The organism is Pedobacter sp. R20-19, from assembly GCF_000708265.2.
In the GTDB taxonomy this organism is placed as follows: Bacteria; Bacteroidota; Bacteroidia; order Sphingobacteriales; family Sphingobacteriaceae; genus Pedobacter.
Genome location: NZ_JCKI01000006.1, coordinates 303,915 through 327,295 on the forward strand (window position 1 = coordinate 303,915; position 23,381 = coordinate 327,295).

18 protein-coding genes are annotated in these 23,381 nt (G+C 36.2%); 6 read left to right on the forward strand and 12 right to left on the reverse strand.

Features of this window, described 5'->3' with window-relative positions; genetic code table 11:
* Positions 1-87 precede the first annotated feature (87 nt).
* On the reverse strand, positions 88-2,535 hold the full coding sequence (locus tag AN34_RS15305; protein ID WP_029286834.1) for a DUF5686 and carboxypeptidase regulatory-like domain-containing protein: 2,448 nt from the start codon (positions 2,533-2,535) through the stop codon (positions 88-90).
* Positions 2,536-2,783: 248 nt separating this feature from the next.
* Here AN34_RS15305 and kbl point away from each other — a divergent pair, with 248 nt between their 5' ends.
* The 4 genes from kbl (at position 2,784) to AN34_RS15325 (ending at position 6,165) form a co-directional block, all read left to right on the forward strand.
* Positions 2,784-3,971, forward strand: a complete 1,188-nt coding sequence (gene kbl / locus AN34_RS15310) for a glycine C-acetyltransferase (protein WP_029286835.1) — start codon at positions 2,784-2,786, stop codon at positions 3,969-3,971.
* A gap of 168 nt (positions 3,972-4,139) precedes the next feature.
* Entirely contained in the window at positions 4,140-5,180 is a 1,041-nt protein-coding gene (pheS, locus tag AN34_RS15315) for a phenylalanine--tRNA ligase subunit alpha (protein WP_029286836.1), read from the forward strand.
* Entirely contained in the window at positions 5,180-5,590 is a 411-nt protein-coding gene (locus AN34_RS15320) for a hypothetical protein (protein ID WP_029286837.1), read from the forward strand. The genes pheS and AN34_RS15320 overlap by 1 nt, the downstream gene beginning before the upstream one ends.
* The gene (locus AN34_RS15325; protein WP_029286838.1) at positions 5,590-6,165 is read left to right on the forward strand and encodes a TetR/AcrR family transcriptional regulator; all 576 of its coding nucleotides are present in this window, start codon (positions 5,590-5,592) and stop codon (positions 6,163-6,165) included. Before AN34_RS15320 ends, AN34_RS15325 begins: the two co-directional genes overlap by 1 nt.
* Positions 6,166-6,169: 4 nt before the next feature.
* Here AN34_RS15325 and AN34_RS15330 read toward each other — a convergent pair whose 3' ends face one another.
* From AN34_RS15330 to carA, 5 genes are all read right to left on the reverse strand, one after another.
* The gene (locus AN34_RS15330; RefSeq protein WP_029286839.1) at positions 6,170-6,856 is read right to left on the reverse strand and encodes a hypothetical protein; all 687 of its coding nucleotides are present in this window, start codon (positions 6,854-6,856) and stop codon (positions 6,170-6,172) included.
* Positions 6,857-6,901: 45 nt separating this feature from the next.
* On the reverse strand, positions 6,902-7,858 hold the full coding sequence (locus AN34_RS15335) for a Fic family protein (RefSeq protein ID WP_036677325.1): 957 nt from the start codon (positions 7,856-7,858) through the stop codon (positions 6,902-6,904).
* Positions 7,859-7,969: 111 nt separating this feature from the next.
* The gene (locus AN34_RS15340) at positions 7,970-9,094 is read right to left on the reverse strand and encodes an ABC transporter permease (protein WP_051666631.1); all 1,125 of its coding nucleotides are present in this window, start codon (positions 9,092-9,094) and stop codon (positions 7,970-7,972) included.
* Between the two features lie 75 nt (positions 9,095-9,169).
* Positions 9,170-9,934 carry an ABC transporter ATP-binding protein gene (locus AN34_RS15345; RefSeq protein WP_029286842.1) on the reverse strand — a complete coding sequence of 255 codons (765 nt, stop codon included), beginning with the start codon at positions 9,932-9,934 and terminating at the stop codon, positions 9,170-9,172.
* Positions 9,935-10,179: 245 nt separating this feature from the next.
* Positions 10,180-11,292 (reverse strand): glutamine-hydrolyzing carbamoyl-phosphate synthase small subunit, encoded by a 1,113-nt coding sequence (gene carA, locus AN34_RS15350; protein ID WP_029286843.1) that lies wholly within the window; start codon positions 11,290-11,292, stop codon positions 10,180-10,182.
* 309 nt (positions 11,293-11,601) lie between these two features.
* On the opposite strand from carA, the gene panB reads away from it, so the two are divergent.
* Positions 11,602-12,417: a 3-methyl-2-oxobutanoate hydroxymethyltransferase gene (gene panB, locus AN34_RS15355; RefSeq protein WP_029286844.1), complete on the forward strand. Its 816-nt coding sequence runs from the start codon at positions 11,602-11,604 to the stop codon at positions 12,415-12,417.
* Between the two features lie 96 nt (positions 12,418-12,513).
* Entirely contained in the window at positions 12,514-13,200 is a 687-nt protein-coding gene (locus AN34_RS15360; protein WP_029286845.1) for an RluA family pseudouridine synthase, read from the forward strand.
* Between the two features lie 32 nt (positions 13,201-13,232).
* On the opposite strand, the gene AN34_RS15365 is transcribed toward AN34_RS15360, so the two are convergent.
* The 6 genes from AN34_RS15365 to AN34_RS15390 all read right to left on the reverse strand — a co-directional run bounded on the left by AN34_RS15365 (position 13,233) and on the right by AN34_RS15390 (position 23,283).
* Positions 13,233-13,691, reverse strand: coding sequence for a hypothetical protein (locus AN34_RS15365; RefSeq protein WP_036677328.1), 459 nt, complete (start codon positions 13,689-13,691; stop codon positions 13,233-13,235).
* Positions 13,692-13,832: 141 nt separating this feature from the next.
* Positions 13,833-15,275: a glycoside hydrolase family 30 beta sandwich domain-containing protein gene (locus tag AN34_RS15370; RefSeq protein WP_029286847.1), complete on the reverse strand. Its 1,443-nt coding sequence runs from the start codon at positions 15,273-15,275 to the stop codon at positions 13,833-13,835.
* A gap of 99 nt (positions 15,276-15,374) precedes the next feature.
* Positions 15,375-16,799 carry a RagB/SusD family nutrient uptake outer membrane protein gene (locus tag AN34_RS15375; protein ID WP_029286848.1) on the reverse strand — a complete coding sequence of 475 codons (1,425 nt, stop codon included), beginning with the start codon at positions 16,797-16,799 and terminating at the stop codon, positions 15,375-15,377.
* A gap of 11 nt (positions 16,800-16,810) precedes the next feature.
* Positions 16,811-19,723 (reverse strand): TonB-dependent receptor, encoded by a 2,913-nt coding sequence (locus tag AN34_RS15380; protein WP_029286849.1) that lies wholly within the window; start codon positions 19,721-19,723, stop codon positions 16,811-16,813.
* 289 nt (positions 19,724-20,012) lie between these two features.
* Entirely contained in the window at positions 20,013-21,911 is a 1,899-nt protein-coding gene (locus tag AN34_RS15385) for a 7TM diverse intracellular signaling domain-containing protein (RefSeq protein WP_029286850.1), read from the reverse strand.
* Positions 21,912-21,978: 67 nt separating this feature from the next.
* Complete coding sequence (locus AN34_RS15390; RefSeq protein ID WP_029286851.1) at positions 21,979-23,283, reverse strand: HAMP domain-containing sensor histidine kinase; 1,305 nt, start codon at positions 23,281-23,283, stop codon at positions 21,979-21,981.
* Positions 23,284-23,381 lie beyond the last annotated feature (98 nt).

Genomic DNA, 23,381 nt, shown 5'->3' on the forward strand with positions numbered 1-23,381 from the left:
TATTTTTATACCTGCTATTTACAAGTAAAAGATTTAGTAATAGGCCTAACCCTTCTAGCCCCTAACCAATCTAACCTTTAATCTCAATTAAAACCCATAGCTGATCCTAAATCCTTGAGTCAACTTTTGTGCACCATCATAGGCAAAGCCGTAACTTGCTCTTAATACCAATCGTTGAATACCAAAGTAAAACTCTTTATAATTTCTTTTTTCTGGTGAAGATAAATACCCTCCACCTATAAATTCTTCTAATCTAGCCTTACGTAAAATTGGAACTTTATTTAAGAAAAAGCCTGCAAAATTATGTTCAAGGTGTGCTTCAAAATATTGTTGGTTGGTACTGAACTGATAAAAATCAAGGAATTGAAACTTTCTGAGGTTAGGAGGGAAGATGGTAGAAATGTTACCTTGGAAGTGTTTATAATCCAGATAATACATTTTGCTGTTATTTAAAAACTTTCCAGCACCAACCAATAGCGAAGTATATCCCCATAAACCTAATCCGATTCTATCCTGAGAAACTTCTACTTTTACAAAGTCATAATCGATATCACTTCCCAATACGCCATTCAAACCTTTTTTATACAATACAGTTATTTTTGGATACCTCGATTCAGTGTAAAACTTGCCATCCGGTCTGGTGATGTATTTTTGTCCGATGGTATAAGTTAAACTTGCAGTCGCACATACAGAAGTGTAAGTTGGAAATAATGGTGTCTCCACATTGGGGCTAAATGGATTGTTTGAGGTAAATTCCCGATCTTTATTATCAAAAAATTTAAAATCAGTGCTATTGGTGAGATAATGATTTTTGTTATAATCAAAAGCTAAGCTACCTTGTAAACCTGTAGCGAGCTCTCTAGTGGTATTAATATTAACAAAACTTTTTTCGTAGTATTTCGCAAAATTCTTTTCGTACAACAGCGAATTAATGGTGTTGCCAATTGCGGTCATGGAACCTAAATTATTCATATCAAAAATTCCATTGCCAAAAGAGGCACTAACACTGGCTCTTTTTAATGGATTATAAAGGTAGTTACCAGTTAAACTCGCCGTTAATTTTTGATTAGCAAAACCATACCTTACTTCAGGTCTGATACTATAAGAAGCATTATCATCAAAAACCTTTTTATAAGTAACCCCATATCTGATTACAAGACCTTCTACCGTATTGTAAAAAATAGATCTTCTGATAGGATCAAACGAATAATATTCTTTATCATAGCGGTCGTTAACGCTATGGCCTTCCATAAAAAGTTTACCCAATCCAAACTTGTTATTCTCTCTTTCCAGAGAATCTAGATATTTTTTAGATTCTTTAAGCTTGGCAATACTATCTTTTTTAACATAGTTTAATTTTTCATCAGGCGTTAAAGGAATGGGACGATTACTGCTCCAGTAGATAGAATCCTTTTTATTAACCATTTGGGTAACTTTCAGGATTTCGCCATTAAAAAAGCTTTTTGGAAATTTTGGATCAAGGTTATAGTTACTATATACCCCCACAAAATACCCGGCAAATTTAAAACCTAAGATATTTCCATTAAACTGAAAGTTAACGCTGGTAGGCATGTACACATCTTTTACCTTTGTAAATTGTTGGTTAATGTTTAAGGTATCAATAAAATTGATTCCTGCATTTTTGGTCAGGTAAAGATCAGTGTTGTAAATTCTCCAGCTTTCATCAATAATGTATATAATTCCCCTAAATACGGGGTCATTTTCTCTCCGTGGAATAACTTCTATCTTATGAACGAGTGTGCCATTCTCTTTCGAATCACCCAAAGATTTATATTTATAATAAAACATGGCATTATCAGCAATTGGAGATATGAAACCTCTAGCGCTTAATTTATTCTCTAACAGGTAATTATCATAAAAATCAATAATTAAATCTGAAGCCTTATTAAAGCTGAAGGCACTGTTTGTACCTGCTACTTTAGAAGAAATCATCTCCTCACGTATATCATTTGGCCTTTGAAAATTGAATCTGCTTTGCGATTCTGAGAGATAAATAATGCCTTTTCTATTCGTATCCAAATCCATCACCTTTCTGATATCTCTACCCATAAATTTTTTGGGTGCACCTTTTAGCCGTTGAACACCTTTTATGTAAACATCACATGAAAATGCTTTCACTTCCTCCAGGTGTTCTTTTCTTTTTTTAATGGCTTGTCTGATGATTTCATAGGCAGGGTCTTCCGCATTTGCCTTGATGTTTACGTTATCAAGCGTATAACTTTCAGCAGAAAGCTTAACATCTAAAACAATATCTGCAGTGGAGTTTATAATATGATCCTGTTGCTTGTAGCCTACTGCCCTGAAACTAAGTGTAAACTGACCGCTATTCAGCTTAATAGCATACTTTCCATCCACATTGGCTGAAGTGCCTGTGGTGGTATTTTTAATATAAACAGATGCAAATGGTACTGGTTGCCCGCCTGTATCTCTAATGGTTCCTGAAATAATATGTTGTTGTGCAATTGCAAAATTAGCCAAACTACAAAATAGGAGGAGCGCGCAAAATTTTATCATGGTAGTGATTAGTAAGCTATAAATATCGAATAAGTTTTAAGACTATACAGATTTTCAATGTTAAAGTTTGTTAAGTTGAAAAAAAATTAGCTTACAAGCCTTCTTTTTTAATTTTTGCAAGATAATATATGGCATCAACAGGTTAAGCTTGGTTCTCATTTTATTAAAATGGTATTTCAGATTGGAATTTAAAGAGGAGCATAGTTTTTTTTATAACTTTGATGCCGTAATCAACCATAAAAAAAGCCATGTACAAAACCTTACAACCTGTTCTTCAAAAAGAACTTGAAGAAATTGAAAACGCTGGATTATTTAAACGGGAACGCATAATTATTACGCCTCAGGGTGCAGATATTAAAGTGAGTGGCGGTGCGGATGTCATTAACTTTTGTGCAAATAATTATTTAGGCCTTTCCTCTCATCCTAAAGTGATTGAGGCAGCTAAAAAAGCAATTGATGATCATGGTTATGGTATGTCATCAGTAAGGTTTATTTGTGGTACCCAGGATGTGCATAAAGAACTTGAAGCTAAAATATCTAAATTTTTAGGCACTGAAGATACTATTTTGTATGCAGCAGCATTTGACGCAAATGGAGGTGTATTTGAACCCTTATTTAATGCCGAAGATGCCATTATATCAGATGAGCTGAATCATGCATCAATTATTGATGGTGTTCGTTTATGTAAAGCACAGCGCTTCCGTTATAAAAATGCAGATATGGAAGATTTAGAAAAACAGCTGATTGCTGCTAAAGATTGTCGCCATAGAATTATTGTTACCGATGGTGCATTTTCGATGGATGGATCTGTTGCGCCATTAGACAAAATCGCAGATTTAGCTGATAAATACGAAGCATTAATCATGATTGACGAATCGCATTGCTCTGGTTTTATTGGTAAAACCGGACGTGGTACACATGAGCATTTTAATGTGATGGATCGCATTGATATTATTACTGGCACCTTAGGTAAGGCTTTGGGCGGTGCTTCAGGAGGATTTACTTCTGGTAAAAAAGAAATTATTGATATGTTGCGTCAAAGATCACGTCCTTATTTGTTCTCTAACACACTTGCGCCTGCAATTGCCGGAGCATCTATAGCTGTTTTAGACATGTTAAGTGAAACGACTTCGCTTAGAGATAAACTGGAAAGTAATACCAAATATTTCCGTGAAAAAATGACCGAGGCTGGTTTTGATATCAAGCCTGGTTTTCATCCTATTGTACCAGTGATGTTATATGATGCAAAGGTTGCGCAAAATTTTGCTGCCAAAATGCTGGAAGAGGGAATTTATGTGATCGGATTTTTCTATCCGGTTGTTCCGCAAGGCAAGGCCCGCATCCGTGTTCAGCTTTCGGCAGCTCATGAGCAACATCACCTGGATAAAGCTATTGCTGCATTTACAAAGGTTGGAAAAGATTTAGGTGTCATTTAAATTTAACCTAATGGTTGGTGTCTCACCAACCAGTGTATATATTTAGAAAGCCACATCATGTGGCTTTTGTTGTTTTGAGTTCATTTTCTTTTGTGCTGATATTGTAAACAGATTTTTTGAACTCTGTATGTTTAAATTGTTAAGATATTTTGATGTATATTTGAACCCATGTTGCAGGATAAAATTACACAATACAGCCAGGAAATTAATGCTTTTGTAACAGACAAAGCAGATGAATTAGAGCAGTTTCGTATAAAATACTTAGGAAGTAAAGGCGTTATAAAAGAAATTTTCGATGCATTTAAATCTGTTTCTATTGAAGAAAAGAAATCATTAGGTAAGGTTCTGAATGAATTTAAGCAACTTGCCGAATCAAAATTTAACACATTAAAGGAAATTACTGAAAGCAGTGAATCGCAGGCAACTGTGAATGAACTGGATTTAACACTTCCAGGAGAAGGTTTTGAAATTGGTTCTCGCCATCCTTTAGCGCTCGTTAGACGAGAAATTGTAGAGATTTTTGCTAAGCTAGGTTTTACTGTTGCCGAAGGACCAGAAATTGAGGATGACTGGCATAACTTCTCTGCATTAAACTTTCCTGAAGAGCATCCTGCAAGAGACATGCAAGATACTTTCTTCATTAAAAAAGGTGGTGAAAAGGGAGATATTGCTTTGCGTACGCATACCTCATCCGTACAGGTACGCATGATGGAGCAGGGGCAACCACCTTTCAGGGCTATTATGCCGGGCAGGGTATACCGCAACGAAGCTATTTCAGCAAGGGCACATTGCTTCTTTCATCAGATAGAAGGTTTGTATGCTGATGAAAATGTATCGTTTGCAGATTTAAAGCAAACCTTATTTTACTTTGTACAGGAATTGTATGGCGAAGGTACGAAAGTGCGTTTCCGTCCATCTTATTTCCCTTTTACAGAACCATCTGCCGAAATGGATATTTCATGTACCATTTGTAAAGGTGCAGGCTGCCAGTTGTGTAAATACAGTGGTTGGGTAGAAATTTTAGGCTGCGGAATGGTAGATCCTAATGTTTTAGAAAACTGTGGCATAGATTCAAAAAAATACAGTGGTTTTGCTTTTGGAATGGGCATAGAGCGCATAGCCAATTTAAAATATGAGATTAAGGATTTACGTCTGTTTTCAGAAAATGACGCCCGTTTCTTAAGACAGTTTAAATCAGCCTTAATTTAATGCCGCGTCACATATATAGCTTACTTATTGTTTTAGTTTTATTCTGCAGCTGCGGTAAAGAGGAAAACTATGTGCCCGAAGTAGTTGTTAATTACAATGTAACCCTTACGCAATTTAGTTTGCAAGCTAAAAATAATGTATTGTTGGTATCTAACCAAGGTGTTGCCGGATTAATCATTGTTAAAACACCTTTAGGTAGTTTTGTAGCCTTTGATCGTTGCAGCACAGTTAACCCTGAAAAAAAATGTGCCATTGTTCCTGATGATAGTGGTTTAACGGCTACTGATCCATGTTCTGGTGCAAAGTTTTCTTTGCTTGACGGAACGCCACAGAAAGCACCGGCAGAGAAAACACTAAAAATTTATAACATTTCCCTGCAGGGGAATGTCTTATTAAATGTAACTAATTAATGGAAGCTGAAAAGATAAAGGAAACGGTAAAGAAAGCTGCCAAAGAACTTTTTAGAAAGTACGGATACCACAAAACCAGTGTTAACGAAATTGCCAAAAAAGCACGGATAGCAAAAGCCACTATATATAAGTATTTCGAAAGTAAGGAGCAGGTTTTAGATAGTATCCTGATGGATTATTTAGATCAGAATCTCTATGAAATCATCAATAATAAAGTAAGTTACGCTTCTGAAGAGGAACATCTGAAAGCATTGGTGATGAAAACCAGCCGCTTATCGTTCACCGCTTGTAATGAGTTTATTGGTTGGGATTTTGTACGTGAAAATGCAAATTCACAAGAGTTTTTAAAGCATTTGTCTGATCAGTTGGAAGCGTTATTACTTGCCGCTTATCTGGAATTGGATAATTTTAAAAATAATCCAGCCAGGAGAGAAGGTTTAGCTTTTTTACTTAAGGCAAGCAAAAGTATTGTATTTTCATTCGCGTTTACTTCAGTAAGTGATGCTGATGTTAGGAAGAATTTTGTAAGCTTTCAAAAAGAAATCTTGCCGTTTTTGGTTAAAGCAGCATTATAACTCCTTATTGTTCTGCATAGTAATCTTTCGCCTTAAACTTTTGAACTGTTTTTTGCTTTTTTCCGCCAATCATTTTTTGTGTAATTACCGTTACTTCATCTCCGATACTGGAATCTTCAATTACTGATGATACTTCCACTAGACCTTTTTTGCTATCCATGATGTAGCTCGTGGTTTTATGAAAACAGCATCCGCTTTTTTGTTCTGTAGAAATCTGTTTTAGTTTTCGATCTACTAAAAACATTCCTAGATTCTCACTAGCCAGCTGAGTAAGACTTTTATCAAGTACAAATGTTCTGTTCTTTCCCGAAAGATAAACATCATAAGACGGACTACTATATGCGCCGTTGTTTCCATTTCTAACAGCAAGATCTTCAACGCCATCAAAATTAAAATCTCCAAAGATTAATGGACTTTGGTATTTCCCAAGATCAAGCCACCCAATACGGGCATCTTGTTTGTTAGTTAAAGAGAAATCAAGGTCTGCAGAATGGAATGTCTGAATTTCCTCTTCTGAAATCTTATCATAAAGAATGATTGTTGCTTTACCTTCACAATGTCCATCACTGCAATCAGCAACAAATATCTTTGCATTATATTCATTAGAAGTATTGTTAGATAGAAATTTGAATTGTGCTATAGTTCTTAGTGAGATAAATAAGAACACAGCGATGATCAGCAGATTTTTCATTACACAAAAGTACCTGATTCATTTTAAGCAAAAAGTTAAAAAAGGTTAACGTATTCTTTTTCTGTTGATGATATATTCTTTCACAGCCTTTTTAGTGGTTAGCCAATCTTTTCCTTCTTTATGTGCATCAATTTTACCTTGCCTCGCCAATAAGCTTACATATTCTTGGCCGTAAGGAATATCCGGCTCTGCAACAATACTGGCAATAGGCTCGTAATTGCCATAGCTATTGCCAGGTAAAGCGTTAATATACATATTTAACGAGCGTTCAATGGCCTGCAACATCAATAAGCATAACTTGTAATAGCTTCCTTTATTAGCTTGATTAATCGCTTCATAATATTTCTTGCGATCCGTTTTTAAAATAATAGCAGGTGGAAAACCTCGTCTCATTAATAGCAAATTCATAGCCAACCGAACGGTTCTTCCATTGCCATCAAAGAATGGATGAATCCAAACCAGTTTATGGTGGAAAATGGTAGTTAAAATGATTTCATTTAAACCTAGTGGATTATCATTGACAAAATCAATGAGTTCATCAAGTAAATCTGAAACCTTGTTTGCATTTGGTGGTGTAAAATTAGCCCCAACAATACGAACACCTCCATTTCGGATCCGGCCTGCAAAATCATCTTCAATGCTTCTTAACACTAAACCGTGAAGCGATAATATATCAATACCTCGTAACTGATAGTTTTCTTTTACCAGTGTGTATAAATAATCAATAGCTTTTTCATGATTAAATACTTCGAAATGCTCTCTTAGTGATTTTCCTTTAATGGTAATCCCTTCCTGAAGTACCATTTGGGTTTCTTGCAAATTAAGGGTATTGCCTTCTATACTATTTGAATTGTAGGTCCATTCCAGACTTAAATCGGTTTTAATCCGTTGTAGTGCACTATTGGGTAGTGGCCTTGATGAATCAAGATTGGCTTTTTTATCATTCAGCCGATTAATCATGGGATGTAGCTCTTCCAGGTCTCCTAAATCAAATTTCCACATAAAACAAATATATAAATCGGATCGGATATTAAAACACATCAACCGATATTAAAATTTATAATAAAAAGGCCGAACCATTAGTTCAGCCTTTGTTTTTATGTTTTTAATTCATTATTCCCATTTAAAAACTTTCACAGCGATGGCGTAAATTACAATTCCCCAGATAAGCAGAATCATGATCTGAAACTTTACATCCCATAAGCCCATCCCTTCAAAAGCTACTTTACGCATAGCATCATTTAAATAAGTTAAAGGCAAAGCCCTGCTAATGGGTTGTAGCCAGGTTGGAAAAGCCTCTATAGAAAAGAAAGTACCAGATAATAAAAATTGTGGCAACGTTACAATATTTGAAATAGGGGGCACCATACTTTCACTTTTAGCAATACCCGAAATAATGAAACCGAAGCCCATGAAAACGATAATTCCCATAATGGCAAGCAATAACATATTTGCAACCGTGACGGCTCCGTGAACGAGTGTAAAACCGAAGAAAAAGTGCCCGATAAGAATAATAAATAAAGCGCCAATTAAAGCAAAACCTATTCGGGCAATTCCTTCACCAATTACAATGCTTGATCTTTTTACAGGGGTAGCAAAAAAACGTTTAATCACCAGTGTTTGACGTAAGCTCAGAAAAACAAAAGCAGTTCCAAAAACCCCTGTACTTAATAATGAGAAACCCAGTTGGCCAGGTAAAATAAAATCAATTGTTTTGTATTCCCTGCCCTTCACACTGCTTTCTTTGATCTCTGCTATTGTTGGTTTTAAGGTTTTATCATAGAATAAGTTATTTAAAACTGATTTTAAAATTCCGCCTTTATCTCTTGAAGCTGAGGTGTAAATTACGTTAACGGAATAGGCTGCGGTATTTACCTTTCTATGCACATCTATCATGGCATCCACATTACCTTTTTCCAGTAATTTGTTAAACTCATCATTAGATTTATCTTTAACCAATCTAATCATACCAGTTTTTTGGAGCATACCAATAACAGGATTATTGATGTCTGATCCAGGTGTAATTCCAACATCTATCCGAGTGCCACCACCACCTAAAAAGCCAAATACTAAAATGAATATAAGGGGGAAAGCAAGGGTAAATACAACTGCGGAAGGGCTCCGCATAATAGATCGGAAACTTGCTTTAGCCAAGGCTAATGTTGCTGTAGTATTGCTATATGACCCCGAGCGCCTGGAAGGAGCTTTATCCGTTCCATTGTTAATGTCTTTTTGCATAAATATATTGCTGAAATCTTTTGAATTGATGTTAATGCATTAGTTTTAAAAGTTTCTTTTTAAAGGGATTAAGGGCTATTCCCTCCATTCTTTACCCGTCATGCTAATGAATACATCTTCCAGGTTTGCTTTTTTTACTTCCTTTTTGCGTTCAAAACCACTACTGATCAATTGATCGATGAGGTTATCAGGAGTATCCACAGCAATGATTTTTCCGCGTTCTACAAAAGCAACACGATCACAAAGTTGCTCAGCTTCATCCATATAATGCGTTGTAATTACAACAGTGGTACCGGCATTTCTAATTTCTATAATTAAATCCCATAAATTTCTTCTCGCCTGCGGATCTAAACCAGTTGTAGGTTCATCCAGAAAAATAATTTTTGGCTGGTTGATTAGTGTAGTAGCTATGGAGAAACGCTGTTTTTGTCCACCAGATAGCGCTTTGTATTTTGCTTTAGCTTTATCCTGAAGATTAACTTTTTCAAGCATTTCCATTGGCTTGATTTTAGCACCATATAAACCCGCAAAGAGCTCAATCAATTCGATCAGATTTAAGTTAGGATAATAGCCGGCTGCCTGCAATTGCACACCGATGATCTGTTTAATTGAGTTTGGGTGTTTATCCACTGAAAAGCCATCAACGATAATTTCTCCTGAAGTTTTCTCTCTGAGTGTTTCAATAATTTCGAGTGTAGTTGTTTTTCCGGCACCATTAGGCCCCAGTAAACCGAAAATTTCATTTTCATAAACTTCAAAACTTAAATCCTGAACGGCAATGAAATCATCATACTTTTTAATCAGATTTTTGACGCTGATAATGGCTTTATTTGTTTCCATGTGTTGAAGATAGGGAGCTTTAAATGAATTGAAAGTGAATTTAATCAGAAAAAAGGGAAAAATGACGCTGAAATAAAAATGCGAATCGATTTGGATTCGCATTTTTTTGGTTAAAGGTTGAAAGTTAACAGTTGAAAGTCTGGGTGCATAACCCTTAAGCCGAACTTTTAAAGGTTTAATACAGGTTTATAGTATATAACACATCACCTGTAACTCACAACTTGTAACTTACAACCTGTACCCGATTACCAAACCAATTCGCCCTTCATTACATTCACGAAATCATCAAATAAATAACGAGAATCATGAGGACCTGGAGAAGACTCTGGGTGATATTGAACAGAAAAGGCTTTTTTGCCCTTTACACGAATACCTTCGATAGATTTATCGTTCAGGTTAACATGGGTAATTTCAACTTTATCAGAACTTCTAACTTCATCCGGAATAACTCCAAAACCATGATTTTGTGAAGTAACCTCACAGTGGTTTTTAATAATGTTTTTTACCGGATGGTTAAGGCCGCGGTGGCCATTAAACATTTTCATAGTGCCAATACCATTTGCTTCTGCTAATAACTGGTGGCCTAAACAAATACCGAATAAGGGTTTGTCTTCTTCCATGATTTCTTTAATGGTTTCTACAGCATAAGGCATCACAGATGGATCACCAGGGCCATTAGAAATAAAATAACCATCCGGACCAAACTCTTCCATTTCGGCAAACTTTGTTTTTGCAGGGAAAACTTTCACATAAATATCTCGGTTTTCGAAACTGCGTAGAATGTTTTTCTTTATCCCTAAATCCAGTGCTGCAACTTTTAAGCTTGCATCAGGGTTTCCATAAAAATAAGGTTCAGTTGTACTTACTTTTGATGATAATTCTAAACCTTCCATTGAAGGAACTTCCGCAAGTTTTTGTTTCAATTCATCAATATCCGTAATTTCTGAAGAAATGATGGCATTCATGGCACCCTTATCTCTAATATGACGCACTAAGGCACGGGTATCAATATCAGAAATAGCAACCAGGTTATCATTCTGAAAATAATCCTGAATAGATTCTGTTGCTTGTTTGCGGCTGTAAACTATATTGTAGTTTTTACAAACTAAGCCTGCAATCTTAATTGAATCCGATTCAATTTCTTCTTTCTGGATTCCGTAATTACCGATGTGAGAGTTGGTTGTAACCATTATTTGTCCAAAATAACTTGGATCGGTAAAGATTTCCTGGTAACCCGTCATCCCGGTATTAAAACAAATTTCGCCAGTAGTGGTTCCAATTTTTCCAGCTGCTTTGCCGTGAAAAATAGTGCCATCGGCCAGTAATAAAATCGCAGGTAACTTGGTGTAGTTAGTCATGGTAATTACAATATGGATTTTGAGTTGAAAAAGACTTGAAAAAAGGGTTTATCTCAGCATTTAAGCTGTTTTTGCAGGGTGCAAAAAAAGATGAATATATCCCTTCCATTTCGGGGTACAAAGATATGGTTTAAGAATGGAAATGTAAAGAAAAAAGTGAAATAAGCTGTGAGGTAAAATCGAAAATACTTTGGCATTTATAGTGTTTTGAATAATTATCCTTTAAAAAATTTGCTTTGGTCTTTTAGCTTTGCCCTTTCCGCTTATTTAAGGAAAAAACAATACTTTTGGGGCAACAAAATAAAACCCATGTCGGTACATAAAGAAATTAAAAGAATAACCACACACATTTTGCAGGAAATGAAACAACGTGGTGAAAAAATATCCATGCTTACGGCTTATGATTATTCAATGGCTACCATTTTAGATGATGCCGGATTGGATGTTTTGCTCGTTGGCGATTCTGCTTCAAATGTTATGGCAGGCCATGAAACAACTTTGCCTATCACTTTAGATCAAATGATTTATCATGCGGCATCTGTGATCAGAGCGGTAAAACGTGCATTTGTAGTGGTCGATCTTCCTTTTGGTTCTTACCAGGGAAATTCAAAAGAAGCCTTAAACTCTGCCATCAGAATTATGAAAGAATCTGGTGCACATGGCGTAAAGTTAGAAGGTGGCGAGGAGATTATAGAATCTGTACAGCGCATTATTACAGCAGGTATTCCGGTAATGGGACACCTCGGCTTAACACCACAATCTATTTATAAATTTGGTACTTATACGGTTCGTGCTAAAGAAGAAGAAGAAGCCAACAAATTAAAAACTGATGTTTTGGCTTTGCAGGCCGCTGGCTGTTTTGCGATTGTACTGGAGAAAATTCCTGCTGCGCTTGGTAAAGAAGTAACCGATAGTTTAGATATTCCTACTATTGGTATTGGTGCAGGAAATGGCTGCGACGGACAGGTTTTAGTTGTAAATGATATGATCGGATTAACAAAAGGTTTTAAACCCAGGTTCTTACGTCAGTACATTAATTTATATGATGATATTTTGGGAGCAGCACAATCCTACATTAGGGATGTTAAAAGCAATGACTTCCCAAGCGAAAAAGAACAGTATTAAGTTTAGAGTTGTGAGTTTGGAGTTTTCAGTTCTGAGTCTTTAGTCAGAAGTCTATTAACTCGACAACCTTTTAACCTAACTAGACCAATAAACCCTATGCCCATTACGGATAAAGATATACTTTTTGAGGATAACCATTTAATTGCCATTAATAAAAGAGCAGGAGATATTGTACAGGTTGATGAAACCGGTGATGAACCGTTAGATGAACAGGTGAAAAAATACATTGCCCAAAAATATAATAAACCAAACGGGGCATTTTTAGGTGTAGTACATCGTTTAGATCGTCCGGTAAGCGGTGTGATTTTGTTTGCAAAAACAAGCAAGGCTTTAGAGCGGATGAATGCAGCCTTTAAAAATCGTGAGGTTAAAAAAACCTATTGGGCAGTGGCAAAGAACAAACCCGAAAATGAGTCAGGAACATTGATCCATTGGTTGATTAAAAATCCTCAGAAAAATGTAGTAACCTATTATAAGTCTGAAGTTCAGGGCTCTCAACGGGCAGAATTATCTTATCGTTTACTCTCAAAAGTAGGAGATTATTATCTTATTGAGGTTGATCCGCTTACTGGTCGGTCGCATCAGATTAGGGTTCAGCTTTCTTCTATGGGTTGTCCTATAGTTGGAGATAATAAATATGGCTATCCACGCGGAAGCAGAAAGGGGAGTATTTGCTTACATGCCCGCAGACTCCAGTTTCTGCATCCGGTAAAGAAAGAACCTGTTAATATTTTTGCCAAATTGCCTATAGATGGCTTTTGGGAAAGGTTTGAAAATACTTAATACCTGATTTTAACAACAACATAATTGGAGATTTATTTACAAACGATCGGCTTGAAAACCATCGATTGATCAAAACGAAGATTAGAGGTGTTTTTAAATTTCATTTTACCTTTCACTTCTTCTGTGTCTCCAAATCCTTCAACTAAGTCGTCATTTTTCTTTAACCATACTACTTCACGAGTTGATGTAGTGCCTTCTGATTGGAAAGTATAATCTGCGATAATGGTGTCTCCTTTAACAATACCGGTAATGGTGCCGTTATTTTTATCCTTTTCAAACAGGTTATAACTTAATGTACCATTCACTTTATCATCTTTGATCACTAAGCTTAAAGAGGCCGTATCTTTTTTGTTAATGTATTTAAAGCATTGGTTGGAATTTGTATCTGTTTCAGCAACTTTAGCATCTGTTGCCGTACTTTTTGTGCTGTTGCCCTGACAGGCAACCATAGTAGATGTAAAAATAGCGAGTATTGGAATGATGTTTCTCATAATTTTAGTTTTAATTGACCTAACATCAAAGCCCTTGCCAGAAATGAGCACTAGCTTTTATACTCTTCAATTTTTTAAAAACCTTCTTAAAAGGAAAAGCCCCGCATTTGCGAGGCCATCCTGACAATTAAACTAAGTTTATCACCAAACATAAGTGGCAACAGCACCCTGATCCAGGCTGCTAGTCATTATTTTTCCTTTATATTTAATATTGAAGTTGGTCGTGGTGCTATTGTTATTGCAAACAATCAGTACATTTTTCCCATCTGGAGTTTTAAAAGCCACGTTCTGCAAATTATTGGTCAAATTGGATGCAATTCGAACTGATCCTGCCGGAACAAATTTAGAAGCATGGCCAATGACATAATAAGCTACGTTTCTGTTTATTGCAGGTGCAATGGTAATTGCGCCTAAACATGATGTACAACCGCCTTTATCAGTATGTGGATTATAATTTTGATCTGCAGCCAGATTCCATTCCAATACATTTCTGCTCCAATTTCTGGTAGCACCAATAATTAAAGTAGATACATGCCATTTCAAATCTTCTGCAAAATTACTGGGTCCGCCAACCCACTGCTCAGTGAAATAAACATTTTTATCAGGGTGTGCATCATGCACTTTAGATAAAGCTGTAATTGGACCAGCATATAAGTGAAAGGCAGAACCATCCACATATTTTTTCGCCTCAGCATCATTCAAAATAGTGATTGGATATTCAGGTTTATCTGCATTATGATCGTAGATGATGATTTTGGTTTTAATACCACTATTTTTAAATACAGGACCTAAAGCTGTTTTAATAAAGTTTGCCTGATCAACAGCTGTCATGTACATACTTGGATTATTCCCTGGGTGTAGAGGCTCGTTTTGAGGAGTAATGGCATCAATTACAATTCCCTCAGCCTTCATGGCCTGGATGTATTTGACCAGGTATTTGGCATAGGTTTGATAATATTCTGGTTTCAAACTTCCTCCAATAAAGCTTTTATTCGTTTTCATCCAGGTTGGAGCTGTCCACGGTGAACCTAAAATCTTGATAGCTGGATTAATGGCTACAATTTTCTTTAAAATCGGAATCAAATCTGCCTGCTCTTTTGCAATTGAAAATTTAGCGAGTTCCTTATCGGTTTCTCCTTCTGCCAAATCGTTATAAGTAAAAGGAGTTGCGCTCAAATCAGAAGCTCCAATACTTATCCTGATGTAGTTAATACGGATGGCACGATCGGTAGCCGAAAAAAGCTCATTCAGTAAATTTTCTTTTTCCGTTGCAGGCAAGGCATTAATTAGAGCTGCACTTCCACCTGTTAAAGTATATCCAAAACCATCAATGGTTTGAAATTTAGTCTCCGGATCAACTTCAATAGTTGGATTTGAATTAGTTCCATCGGAGAAGTTTAGCGAGATATTTTGTTTTTGAAGCAATTGAGATTGATCACCTTTGGTTAACCAGAAGCCCACTTCATTTTTAGCTGAGTTAGGAGCAACTTTTTGATTGGCTTCATTGCCTAAATTTACATTTCTACTGGCGCAGGCAGATAATAGCAGACTAGCAACAAAACAAATATTATAAATGAATTTCATAGGGAGATAAAAGTTTTAAAATCGAAACCTTAGTTTTAAAAGGTTCGGGATTGCAATAAGTTTTATCCCGAACCTGAAGGTTTATTTGGTGTGTTAATATTATCTGATACTTGGATTTCTGTCTAGCTCTGCCTGTGGAATCGGAAACAATAATTTCGAAGCCGTAACATTATAATTTAGGTTTGCACCATTGCCGTTTTTCTGAGCATTCATTACTACGATCGCTCTATTGGTTCTTAATAAATCAAACCAACGATGACCTTCAAAAGCCAGTTCTAAACGGCGCTCTTTTTCTATAGCCAGACGCATGGATGGCTGATCATTCGCCGGAGTTGCGGACAGATTTACGCGACGACGGATTTCATTTACTACAGGGGCAGCTGCCGACCAGCCTGAGGTACTTAGTTCGTTTAAAGCTTCTGCCTTAAGTAACTTAATATCGGCCAAACGAAGAATATATGAATTAGCTAAATCATCATTGCGGTATTTATTAATGAACGGATAATTAGATTTAGACCAATAATCATCAGACCATCCTTCTGTGCTTACGTTTTTAAAGCTTACACTAGAGTTTTTACGGATTACATCACCTTCTGCATCAAAGGCAGCAATCAAATCATTTGTTGGCGTGCAAAAACGCTTCCATCCAGTACCTACAATTACGCCAGTCATCCAATTTCCACGGCCATTCGGGCCACCCCAGCCATCATATTGCATTTCCCAGATAGATTCACTGTTATTTTTATGTGCGCCATCAAACAACTGATCAAAAGATCCCATTAGATTATAACCACCATTTATAGTGGCATCAGCATATTGTTGTACTTTGCTCCAGTCTGGATTAGGTTTTGATGCATAAACTTTTGCTAAAAGCGCATTAACAATTCCTTTGGTAATAATGCCTTTATTTGAGGCTGTGGCACGAACATTTGGTAAAGCATATTCTAAATCTTTAATGATTTGTGCATAAACCTCATCCACAGATGAACGGGATTTTTGCATTTCTTCTAAAGAGGTTGGTGAGGTTAAAACTAAAGGTACACCACCATACAACCTCACCAGGTGGAAATAAAAGTAAGCCCTTAACGTAGAAGCTTCTCCTAAAATCTGATTTCTCCGGCCGGTGGCGTCCAATGCAGGATCCTGAATATTCGGAACATTTTCCAAAACCTCATTTGCATTTTTAATATTAGAATAAAGTCCGGTCCAATCACGGCCAACATTTCCATTTGTTGAATTGGTGGTGAAAAGATCAATTTGGATATTGGCTGGGTTATCACCTCCTGCATAGGCATTATCTGCCGTAACATCACCGTTAACCATATAATCCCAAATGTGATAGTCGTTGTACATACCACCGTAAACGCCAGCCATTAATTTCTCTGCTGCAGCAGCTGTTGTAAAGGCTACATCTGCTGTAACCTGATTGAAAGGCTGTTTTTCAAGGAAATCTTTTTTGCATCCGCTTTGCAAAGTAATCGCTAATGCTGCGGTTGCCACTAATGAATATATTTTTAATTTCATTTTCTTAATCTTTAAAATCCAACATTAATACCAAACAATAAACTTCTTGATTGTGGATAAGTGCCATAATCAACGCCCATTGACGGGCCATTTGCTGAATTCATGTTCACTTCAGGATCCAGACCTGAGTATTTTGTAAATGTTAATAAGTTATACCCGGTAGCAAATAAAGTGAGCTTGCTCATTTTTAGTTTTTCCAATACCGATGATCCGAAACTGTAAGAAAGCGTAGCGGTTTTTAAGCGCAGATAAGAGGCATCTTCTACAAAACGGCTGGAAGTAAGGGAATTTTCTGAACTACTTCTTAGCGCTTTAGGAATGTTAGTGATTTGACCTGGAGTAGTCCATCTGTTTAATACGGCTGCTGATTGATTTTTCGAATCAAACATCCCTTCGATATCAATTCTTGATGCATTAAATAATTCATTACCCTGAACACCCTGGAAGAAGAAATTTAATCCCCAGTTCCCATAAGTGAAATTATTGGTGATGCCATAGGTAAATTTCGGTTGTGCTGAACCAATGAATGTTCTATCGCCCGGATCTGCCGAGCCTGTAATGCCATTGCCATTGGTATCTGCATATTGTGCCGCTCCGTTAGCTGGATTTACACCGGTAAATACATAGCCGTAGAAACTTCCAAGCGGCTTGCCTGCTACTACACGAACGGCATCATCACGTTCGTAAATGCCAGCAAAGTTTAATGATTGTGTAGTGGCACCTAAATCAGTTACTTTATTCCGGTTGATGGAGAAATTCAAATCTGTAGTCCATTTGAATTGATCACGATCAAAGTTTTTAGTTGACAAAACAAACTCCAAGCCTTTGTTTTCCATGGCACCAACGTTATAGGCCTGACTTCCAAAGCCTGATGATGGAGGTAACTGTACGTTAATTAAAAGATCATTTGTCTTTTTTAGATAAGCATCAGCAGTGAAGGTAATGCGGCTATTGAACATGGTTAAATCCAAACCAATATTGGTTTGTGTAGTTTTTTCCCAGGAAAGGTTATCATTTGCAGGGTTTTGAAGGTTATATTCGCCTTGTGCATTTACGTTGTAAAGTTTTAAGTAAGCGTAATCCCCAATACCTTCATCGTTACCTACTTTACCCCAGCTACCACGTAATTTTAAATCATTAATGGTCTTGCTGTCCTTCATAAAGTTCTCTCCAGAAATTCTCCAACCTGCTGAAAAGGACGGGAAATAACCAAAACGGTTTTCTTTCGCAAATCTAGATGAACCATCAGCTCTAAAGTTTGAACTAAATAAATACTTGCTATCGTAAGCATAAGTAATCCTGGCTAGGTAAGATTGTTTACTCCACTGTGCCCTTTGTGGCACTGTTAAAGCTACTGATGGTGCCGTTGGATTGCCAGATACATCATAAAAACGAGTCAATTCGTTGTTTTTATATTGGTAATCTGAAGATTGAATGGTGTAGCCGCCTGTTGCCGTAAAAGCATTTTTACCTACATTTTTGGTGTAATTCAAAATGTTTTCATTTAACCAAACATGGTCATTAGTAGTGTTATCCCTGTAAACACCTCTTTCCTGACGGCCATAAGTGGTTAAGAAATTATCAGTATGATACTGGTAAAATTTTCTATTCGAATTGGTACTGATGGTAGATTTGAAGAACAAATCTTTAGTAAAGCTCACCTGAGCGCCGAAAGCACCAATGAATCTGAAATTACGTGTTTTATTGTTTGATCCGAAAGCTAAAGCTAAAGGATTATCCCAGCCACCTGCATTCGGAATAGTAGTATACTGACCATTTGGCTCAAAAATACCAATAGTAGGAGGGGTAGTTAGTGCGCCAAGGATTACGCCACCACGCGAAACACTGCTGTTATCTCCAACATCGATAGAATTACTTGATGTTAACACGGCATTACCCGTAAGCTTTAACCAAGACGTGATGTTTTGTGATCCGTTGAAGTTTGCTGTGATACGATCCAGTTTAGCTGGCGCAACAACACCTTTATCTTGCTGATAACCAGTAGAAAAATAATACTGACCGCCTTTTACACCACCTGAGATGGATGCCTGATATTGGTTTTGTGTTCCGGTGCCAAAAGTCTCTTTTTGCCAGTCAGTATTGTTATTTCCACCGAAAGTGGTGTAACCTAGTTCCTTCATTAAACCAATATATTGCTCATTGTTCAATACATCTTGTTTTTGCCAGAAGTTAGAAAAACCTGTAAAGGCGTTGAAAGCTACTTTTAATTTGCCTGCTGATCCCTTTTTAGTGGTAATTAAAACCACTCCATTCGCACCACTTGAACCATAAATAGCTGCTGCGGATGCATCTTTCAAAATCGTCATCGATTCAATATCGTTGGCATTTAAAAAGCTGGCATCTCTGGAAGTCACTCCATCAATCACATAAAGCGGACTATTAGATGCGGTGATTGATGTATTACCACGGATACTGATCGAAATGCCTGCACCCGGTTTACCAGATTGTGAACTCACTTGTACACCTGCTGCTCTACCTTGGATAGCTTGTAGCGGGTTAGTGATCGGCTGATTCTCTAAATCTTTTGAAGAGACTGAAACCACCGATGTTGTGAGGTCTTTTTTAGTTGTTGTGCCGTAACCAATTACAACCACCTCATTAAGCTGTTGGTTATCATCAGATAGGGTAACGTTAATACTGGTTCTGTTGTTTACAGATTCCTCTATCGGTTTAAATCCAATAAAAGAAAATTCCAGTATCGCATTCTGTGGTGTAGAAATGGTAAAAGTTCCGTTGTCTGCCGTTGATGCACCCAGGTTTGAGCCTTTCACTTTAACGGAAACACCAGGTAGAGGCAGACCTTTCTGATCTTTTACCTGGCCAGTTACGGTAATGTTTTGTGCCATACTCCAAGAGATAGCGCCAAGAAAAAATACCATAAGCAATGTAAATTTTTTTCTCATAATTTTTGCTTTGTTAATATTATATGAGGTAAAGTTACTATGCAATTCATGTTAAAAGCAAGTTTTATTAAAGTTAATTTTAGTGTAAATAATTGATTTATAGTGTTTTATAAAAATTATGATACGCTTTAGTACCGCAGTTATTTAAACACACTTTACCCTGATTATCAGCTGCTAAGTACTTAGAAAGGATAAGGCTTCGGAGCGATCTTGATACGCTTAAATACCAGTCAAATTATTTTGCTGATGATGGGTAAATCACAAAAATGTGACTAATTAATGCCATGAATTATTCAATTACCAGTTGGCTCCAACCATTTTTGCCGCTTTTTTTAAGCGTTTTCTTGCGGTCTTCCATCACTTTTTTAATTCGTGATCCGAAGGTCCAGCAAGTGCTTTGTCTGATAGTTAATAACTCTGAAAGTTTATGTGATGAGATTTTTCCCTTTGATGAATAAATCAGAAAAATCATATAGAAGGCTTTATTAATTGGAATTCTTGTATTGTGAAAAATGGTGTAAGTAGTAACTGATTCTTCATAACCGCACTTACTGCAACGGCGGCTATGTAAGATGTGGCCACTAAAATAATGATCATTACTGCATTTTCTACAATGGTAACCATTCTTCCATTTAAGTTCTGCTAAAAATTCATAACAGGTTTCTTTATCAGGGTAAATTTTACTAAACTCCTCAAAATCTACCTCAGTATTCATTACCCTATCTCGGGTTATTTTTTCAACATTGGTTTGCAGTTCTTCGTTGTCCTGCTCCAATAACACATTCATTCTTGAAATCTCTTCAGCCTGCTTCTGCAATAAAATATTAGCTTCTTCTAATGCCTGGTTCTTACTTTCAATAATTAACGATTTGTGAAAAACATCACGTGTACGCTCTTCTACTTTACTTTCCAGTTCACGGTTTATTGTATCTTTCAATTGTGCGTTAACTGCCATTTGGCGAATGATCTTCTTTTGTGCCTTATCCCTGTTTAATTTCAAAATCCTTACCTTATCACCAATGGCGAAGGATAAGAAAACCATTTCCATAATAAAACAAAAACTAAGACTGTAATAACTGATGACACCAAAGTTTAACCAGTTGATGCCCATCATAATTAAGAACTTAAGCACAAAGCCTATAAATAGAAAACTGTAGCCCAGTACAAAAAAGCGGGCAGGTTTGTAGCCATTCTTGTAAATATAAATTCCGGTGAAGAAAGCGACTGATAGCGGGACAGCCTCTATAAATTTAAAACTGAATAAAGTTTGATCAAAAAGATAACAATATATAAAAAAGGCAATTCTTAATGTAAGTACACCAGTAATTAATTTGTTTATTTTAGGTGCTTTTGATTTAATTAGTAATAGTTCTCTGGTGAAAAGCAATGCAAATACACTTGTAGTACAAAGCGCAAATGCATAAGCAATCTGATTCCAGGCTGGTGCATTTGGCCACAGATATTGATAGGCAATACCATCTGTACTCATTTCGAAAAATCCAACACTCAGGTTATATAGAACATAATACAGGTATTGTTTCTGCCTGATGGAAATATACATAATCAGGTTATAGAAACTGAATACCAGAATCATCCCGTAAAAAATTCCAAAATAGAAGTATTCATCCAGTGCATATGAAATGAACCATTCGGCAGACCTTAGTACAATAATGATATCAGAGATTTGAGATGATTTTATCTTGAAATAGTATGTCTGAATATCATTGTTATTATTTTTAATAGGAATTTCAAAGTTTTTATGGTTGATTAGTCTTTTACTAAAATTCTGTGTGTCGCCTAATGATTCAATATGGTAAGTACCATCAGCTTGTGGAATGAAAGCTGTAATGTGATCGATGGTTTGATCAAAAAACTCCAGCAAAAATGGTTTTTCTATTTTTTCATTTCCCCTGATTTTTACTCGGAACCAATAAGTTTGATTAAGATTTTTAGTCTGTGGCGTGCTGGTGATGCTGGCCTTGAATAAATGTTCAAATGCCTTACTGCTTATTTGATTGAATTTATATTGATCTGCAGAATCTTCCAGAACCTCAATTTCTTTAAAAGTAAAAATATGCTGGGGAATAGAATCCTGTATTTGTACCACTTTTTGAGCCATCAAATCTGGTACAAGCCATAGTAAAAAGCCGATAACGAGCAGAAAAACTTTCTTAATAAATAGTGGCATTGGCATGTAGCTCCAAAGGTACGAATTTGAAATAGATGAAATTAATAGGTGATTAACCTGGATAGGTCTAAAAAATTAGAGAAATGCTGGTACCTAATTGTTCTACAGATTTAATTTCAATATCAATTTTATGAAAAATGGCTATACTTTGAACAATGGCCAAACCTAAACCAAATCCATTTTCTTCCGTATTTCCTCTTTTAAAACGATCAAAAGCATTTTCCACCAGTTCTTCACTCATACCAAATCCGTTATCTGATATGGTAAGTATATATTTGTGATTAACGAAATTGCCGGTTATAGATATTTGCCCACCATCACGGTTATATTTTATGGCGTTATTAATCACGTTCATCAGTAGTGTATGCATAAGTGCTTTATTACCAATGAACCTGTAATCATCTCGGATATCAATGTGATAGCTAATATTTTTATCAGCTATTCTATCTTCCAGATCTTCATAAATATCAGTAAGTTTTTCCCGAAGGTCTATCTCTTCTGTTTTCAGGTATTGGTTATTTTCAACTTTTGAAATTAAAAGCAGACTATTAATAATCACCTTCAGCCGATTTAGTGTTTTAATCGACGCATAAATTTTATTCTCATGCTCTACCGGAATTTCTGGCGTATTTAACATATTTTCAAAGCGCGTGCTTAAAATAGAAATAGGGGTTAGTAATTCATGCGAAACATTAGCGATAAACTGTTTTTCTAAGGCAAAAAGAGTGTTTATTTTTCGCATCAAGGTATTTACGCTATTGTCTAGCATTTTAAAATCCTCAGTAGTGGTAGGAATATTCTGATAATTATAATGTAGTGGATCATCAACCTTATTAATTTTTTTATCGATGATCATATAAAAAGGTTTGAGCAAATAGTTTGAAAAAGCGTAATCAGCCACTAGAGTGATCAAGAGGGCAATAACCAATACGATGAGTGTATAAAAACGAATAGAGTTTTTAATTGACTGTAGGGTAGTCATGGTTTCACCAATTTCCAGGTTATACCAGTTGGTGTGGTAAGAGAACTTATAATTTAAGATGCGATAGACTTCAATATTGCCTTCAATTTCACGTCTCTCTGTATAAACAATCGCTGAAGAATCCTTTTGATTGTCGGGAATATCTTGTAAAACGATAAACTCTTCTTTTAAAATGTTATAATCGGTGAAGGAATCCTGATTATTCAGTAAACTATCAATTTCGCTATCTGTCAGGTTTTTGATAATCTTATTCTTTTTCTTGATCAGTCTATTATCCAGTTGATTATAGGCAAGCTTTTCCAAAGAAAATAAGATTGCAGCTCCTAATAGTAATATAATAGCAATTTTAGTTACCGCATTATATAAAGAAAACTTAACCTGTAATTTCATGCTGAAGGATTTGGTTGGTTATTATGGTTTAGAAGGTTAGGGGTTTAGCCGTATAGGTGGATTGGATATTGAGTTAGAGGGTTAGTATGGGTTAGAAG